At 28.6% G+C, this 4,849-nt stretch carries 7 protein-coding genes; 6 read left to right on the top strand and 1 reads right to left on the bottom strand.

Features of this window, described 5'->3' with window-relative positions:
• Nucleotides 1-174: 174 nt before the first annotated feature.
• From F7B34_RS03930 to F7B34_RS03910, 5 genes are all read left to right on the top strand, one after another.
• Complete coding sequence (locus F7B34_RS03930) at nucleotides 175-753, top strand: DNA-directed RNA polymerase (RefSeq protein ID WP_292460527.1); 579 nt, start codon at nucleotides 175-177, stop codon at nucleotides 751-753.
• A 63-nt stretch (nucleotides 754-816) separates the two neighbouring features.
• A complete protein-coding gene (spt4, locus tag F7B34_RS03925) occupies nucleotides 817-993 on the top strand; it encodes a transcription elongation factor subunit Spt4 (RefSeq protein WP_292460525.1) in 177 nt (58 codons plus the stop codon).
• 15 nt (nucleotides 994-1,008) lie between these two features.
• A complete protein-coding gene (locus F7B34_RS03920; RefSeq protein WP_292460524.1) occupies nucleotides 1,009-1,488 on the top strand; it encodes a GTP-dependent dephospho-CoA kinase family protein in 480 nt (159 codons plus the stop codon).
• 158 nt (nucleotides 1,489-1,646) lie between these two features.
• Nucleotides 1,647-1,958 carry a 30S ribosomal protein S24e gene (locus F7B34_RS03915; protein WP_292460522.1) on the top strand — a complete coding sequence of 104 codons (312 nt, stop codon included), beginning with the start codon at nucleotides 1,647-1,649 and terminating at the stop codon, nucleotides 1,956-1,958.
• Entirely contained in the window at nucleotides 1,958-2,134 is a 177-nt protein-coding gene (locus F7B34_RS03910) for a 30S ribosomal protein S27ae (protein WP_292460520.1), read from the top strand. The genes F7B34_RS03915 and F7B34_RS03910 overlap by 1 nt, the downstream gene beginning before the upstream one ends.
• Before the next feature lie 25 nt (nucleotides 2,135-2,159).
• Here the strand turns inward: F7B34_RS03910 and F7B34_RS03905 are convergent, their stop codons facing one another.
• Nucleotides 2,160-3,179 carry a site-2 protease family protein gene (locus tag F7B34_RS03905; RefSeq protein WP_292460518.1) on the bottom strand — a complete coding sequence of 340 codons (1,020 nt, stop codon included), beginning with the start codon at nucleotides 3,177-3,179 and terminating at the stop codon, nucleotides 2,160-2,162.
• 322 nt (nucleotides 3,180-3,501) lie between these two features.
• Between F7B34_RS03905 and fbp the strand changes: the two genes are divergently transcribed.
• Entirely contained in the window at nucleotides 3,502-4,647 is a 1,146-nt protein-coding gene (gene fbp, locus F7B34_RS03900) for a fructose-1,6-bisphosphate aldolase/phosphatase (RefSeq protein ID WP_292460516.1), read from the top strand.
• The last annotated feature ends 202 nt before the right edge of the window (nucleotides 4,648-4,849 follow it).

Here is a 4,849-nt window from a genome sequence, read left to right as displayed (position 1 = left end):
ATTTTAGTATAAAATACCGACTTTTCTATTCTATTATTAAAGAAATATATTAAAAATAATATATTATTTTTGAAATTTTTAATTTTGAATTTTTATATATAATGTATATTCTATTATAATTAACTATATTACATACTTCCATCATAATACTATTTGAAAATATGAGGTGATTAATTGTATAAATTGGTAACTATTTCGGATACTGTAAGAGTTCCACCCCGCATGTTTGGAGCTCCTTTAAATGAAAATCTTCAAAAAATACTTATGGAAAAGTATGAAGGCATACTTGATAAAGATATGGGATTTATATTATCAATTGGAAAAATACGAGAAATTGGAGATGGAAAGGTAATATATGGAGATGGAGCAGCATACCATTCAGCAGTTTTTGATGTTTTATGTTATATGCCTGAACTCTACGAGGTTGTAGAGGGGGAAGTTGTAGATGTGGTGGAATTTGGTGTCTTTGTAAGATTAGGTCCCTTAGATGGGCTTGTCCATATATCTCAGATTATGGATGATTATGTGTCATACGACCCAAAAAGAGAAGCAATAATTGGAAAAGAAACTGGAAGAGTAATTGAAAAAGGAGATAAAGTAAGAGCAAGAATTGTAGCAGTTAGCTTAAGAGAGGCTAAAAAGAGAGGTAGTAAAATAGCATTAACCATGAGACAACCTGGATTAGGAAAATTAGAATGGATAAAAGAAGAAAAAGAAAAAAGAAGAAAAATGAATAAAATAAATAATAAATAATATGTAAAATAAATTAATGCAAAATTAAATAAGTAATAAATTTATAAAAAAGGTGGATGAATTATGAATGCCTGTTTACGGTGTAAATATCTAACTAATGAAGATAAATGCCCACTTTGTGGTTCTGAAACTTCTGAAAATTATAGAGGTCTTTTAATTATATTAGACCCTATAAATTCAGAAATTGCCAAAAAGATTAAGGCAGATTGCAGAGGAAAATATGCATTAAGTGTAAAATAACTATAAAGGGACATTATGTACGTATTAACTGAGAGATTAAGAAAAATACTTAAAAAGCCTTTTGGAAAAGTATATAAAGAACTACCCCCTATAAATGGAAAGGTCGTTTCTATTGGTGATATCACCACAAAAAATCTTTTATTAAAAAACATAATACCAAATTTATCAATTTTTGATTTAAAAACTAAAAGAAATATACCCGTAGATATAAACCACAAATTTATGAAGGTTTTTGAAGTAAGCAACCCCCCAGGGTGTATATCCTACGAAGCAATGGAAAAAATTAAATACCTCTCTACAAAAAACTATGAAAACGTTGCTTTAAAAGTAAATGGTGAGGAGGATTTACTTACTATACCAGTTATTAAATACTTTCCCGAAGGCACTGTTGTAATTTATGGTCAACCTGATAAAGGCGTAGTATTGCTAAAAATAAGCAAAGATTTAAAAAACGAAATAGATAATATATTAAACATGATGGATAAAAGAAAATAATAAATAATATACTTAGATTTCTATATTATAATATTATATGCAAGACTAATATCTTGAAAAAACTTAAATAATAAATTACATAAAGAATAAATAAATGTTTATAAAAAATTTAAATATTATTAACTTTTATAAGTAATAAAAAATACTTTGGTGATGTTATGGAGATAGAAATAATTTCAGATAGAGTCAATCCACTATTAAATAGGCGGGAAGTCAAATTTATAGTGAAATATGAAGGAGCTACACCATCTATAAAAGATGTAAAAATGAAGCTCATTGCAATGTTAAATGCAAATAAAGATATGGTTGTTATAAATTCACTTAATCAAGAATTTGGTAAAATGGAATCTACTGGATATGTAAAAGTATACAACGACGAAAAAATGATGAATTTAATTGAAAAGAAATCAGTTTTAGAAAAAAATAAAATTGAAGAAGAAAAAAAAGAAATTGAAGCGGAGGGAGAATAATGGCTACAAAAAATAAAGGTACCCAAAAATATAAATACTACAAAGTTGAAGGAGACAGCTTAGAGAGAATAAAAAAAGTGTGCCCAAAATGCGGTCCTGGTGTATTCATGGCTGAGCATTTAAATAGATATTCATGTGGAAAGTGTGGATATACAGAATGGAAGAAAAATAAATAATAATTTTTTAAATAATTTTACTTTTTTATATTTTATGTTTTAACCCCAATAATTTTAATGTTCTAATTATATCTGTTTTTGAAATTAATCCTTCCAACTTATTGTTTTCCATAACATAAACTCTTTCAGAATTGTTTATTTTGTGCAAAAGGTCATTTAAATCCATGTTTTTAGACACTACAACTGGTGGAGACATAATATCTTTTATTAACATATTCTCATTAACCTTGGTAATATCATCAAAGGAAACACTACCTATAAGATTCCCATCTTTAACTACTGGATATCCCATATACTTATATTTAAACATCAAATTTATTAAATCTTTAACAGAATCATCTGGAGAAACTGCTACAATATCTTTTGACATAATATCCTTAGCTTTTATTTTGTTGAATACTTCGTAAGAGAGTAATGCATTGTACTCTTGAGAGGCTCCATAGTATATAAATAAAGCTATTAATATCAAAATAATATTTAAGGATATTATACCAAAACCAAGCATAATAAACGAAAGATATTGTCCAATGGTGGATGCAATTTTTGTGGCTTTTAAATAACCTACTTTATGTGAAATCAGAGCTCTAAGTACCCTACCCCCATCCATTGGAAATGCAGGAAGTAAATTAAACAATCCAAGCATAAAATTCAACACGCCAACTGTCATAAATAGGGGATATGTTATGGTACCAATCTTTAAAATATTAAAATCTACAAAAATGGATATTCCATAAAAAATAAAACCCAATATAATACTCACAATAGGTCCAGCTATGGCTATTTTAAATTCTCCTTCTTTTGGAATTTTATCCATCATAGCCATTCCACCAATTGGAAGAAGAAGAATTTTTTCAATATGAACCCCATATTTTTTTGCAATATATGAATGACCTAATTCGTGCAAAACCACCGATGCAAATAGGAATATATATAATATAAATCCACCAATACCCCAAAAATAATATACCAATATCAAAAGTAAAATAAATGTAATGTGGAGTTCTATTGGAATATTCATTATTTTTGCTATTTTAAACGATTGCATGGTTTCTCCTTTTAAAGTGTAATAATAACATTATTATATATTTTTTCATCGTATGTTATGATAATGAATATATATTAGTTATCTTATTTACGTTTTTATTTTTAAATAATATTAAATTTCTATTTTAAGCTATATTTATGAATTTTTTTGAAAAGGTTTATATATATCCATTAATTAAGCATATTTAAAAAATATAAAATATAAATTTTAATGTATAAAATTAAATAATATTAATTAAAACAATAACTATAAATATTTTTAAGTATAATATTAATTTTGAATAAAATTAAGATTTAATAATAAAAAAAGAAGGTGTGTTTTTATGGAAGAAAAAATAACTTTAAGTGTTATTAAAGCAGATGTTGGAGGATTGTGCGGACACACATTGGCACCAGATGAATTGTTGGATACATGTGAATATGTTCTTGAAGAAGCTATCGACGAATTCTTGATTGACTATTATGTAACAAGGTGTGGTGATGATATTGATTTAATCATGACCCATAAGCTTGGAACAGATAATGAAAACATACATGGGTTGGCATGGAAGGCTTTTGAAGAAGCAACAGAAGTTGCAAAGGAATTAAAATTATATGGTGCAGGTCAGGATTTACTTGCAGAGGGGTTTACAGGGAATGTAAAAGGTATGGGTCCTGGATGCGCTGAGATGGAATTTGTTGAACGACCAAGTGAGCCTGTAATAGTATTTTGCTGTGATAAAACAGACCCAACAGCATTCAACATGCCATTCTACAAGATGTTTGCAGACCCCTTTCATACAGCTGGTCTTGTTTATGATAAATCTATGACTGGTGGATTTAAATTCGATGTATTGGACATGTATGGAAATAAACAAATTACCTTAAAAACACCAGAAGAATCCTATTCATTATTAGCATTAATCGGAAACTTAGAAAAATATGCTGTAAAAAGAGTATTTAGAGCAAAAGATAACGAAATTGCAGCAATAGCAAGCTCCGAAAAATTAAATTATATTGCAGGAAAGTATGTTGGTAAAGATGACCCTGTTGCAATTGTAAGGGCTCAAAGTGGTATGCCAGCAGTTGGAGAAGTTTTAGAGGCATTTGCAACACCACATCTTGTTCCTGGATGGATGAGAGGATGCCACTGGGGACCATTAATGCCAGTTGGTGAAGATGACGCAAGACCTTCAAGGTTTGATGGACCTCCAAGAATAATGGCATTAGGATTCCAACTCTCAGAGGGTAGATTGGTAGGACCCAATGACTTATTTGCAGATATTTCATTCAACAATGCAAGACAGAAGGCATTGGATATGGCAGATATGATAAGAAGCATGGGACCATTCCAGCCTCACAGATTGCCAGAAGCTATGATGGAATATACATCCGTTCCACAGATATTGGAGGCATTAAAAGATAGATTTGTAGATACTGAAAAAGTTAAAAAATTGGAAAAAACAAGAGAAAGAGGGGATATGGAATAATTAATAATAAATTATTAATTTATTTTTTTATTTATTTCGAGTGTGTCTAAGATAGGAATTACATACGATATCAAATATTAATAAATATATATACCCAGATAAATTCGAGTAATAGAAGTTAGTTAAGGAAGTATAATTTATCTCTGAATCTGTTTTAAAGCTCCGAAGAAACTATATATTCCTCTTTTTTTATATTCTTTTT

It is taken from the genome of Methanothermococcus sp. (assembly GCF_015523155.1).
GTDB lineage: Archaea > AGJL01 > Methanococci > Methanococcales > Methanococcaceae > Methanofervidicoccus.
Note: the sequence above shows the minus strand (reverse complement) of the source record. Positions and strands in the feature narration are given on the sequence as shown.

Coding starts and splice junctions, on each gene's coding strand:
- F7B34_RS03905 (WP_292460518.1), bottom strand. CDS start 3,179: ATGCAATCGTTTAAAATAGCAAAAATAATGAATATTCCAATAGAACTC.
- F7B34_RS03920 (WP_292460524.1), top strand. CDS start 1,009: ATGTACGTATTAACTGAGAGATTAAGAAAAATACTTAAAAAGCCTTTT.
- fbp (WP_292460516.1), top strand. CDS start 3,502: ATGGAAGAAAAAATAACTTTAAGTGTTATTAAAGCAGATGTTGGAGGA.
- F7B34_RS03910 (WP_292460520.1), top strand. CDS start 1,958: ATGGCTACAAAAAATAAAGGTACCCAAAAATATAAATACTACAAAGTT.
- spt4 (WP_292460525.1), top strand. CDS start 817: ATGAATGCCTGTTTACGGTGTAAATATCTAACTAATGAAGATAAATGC.
- F7B34_RS03915 (WP_292460522.1), top strand. CDS start 1,647: ATGGAGATAGAAATAATTTCAGATAGAGTCAATCCACTATTAAATAGG.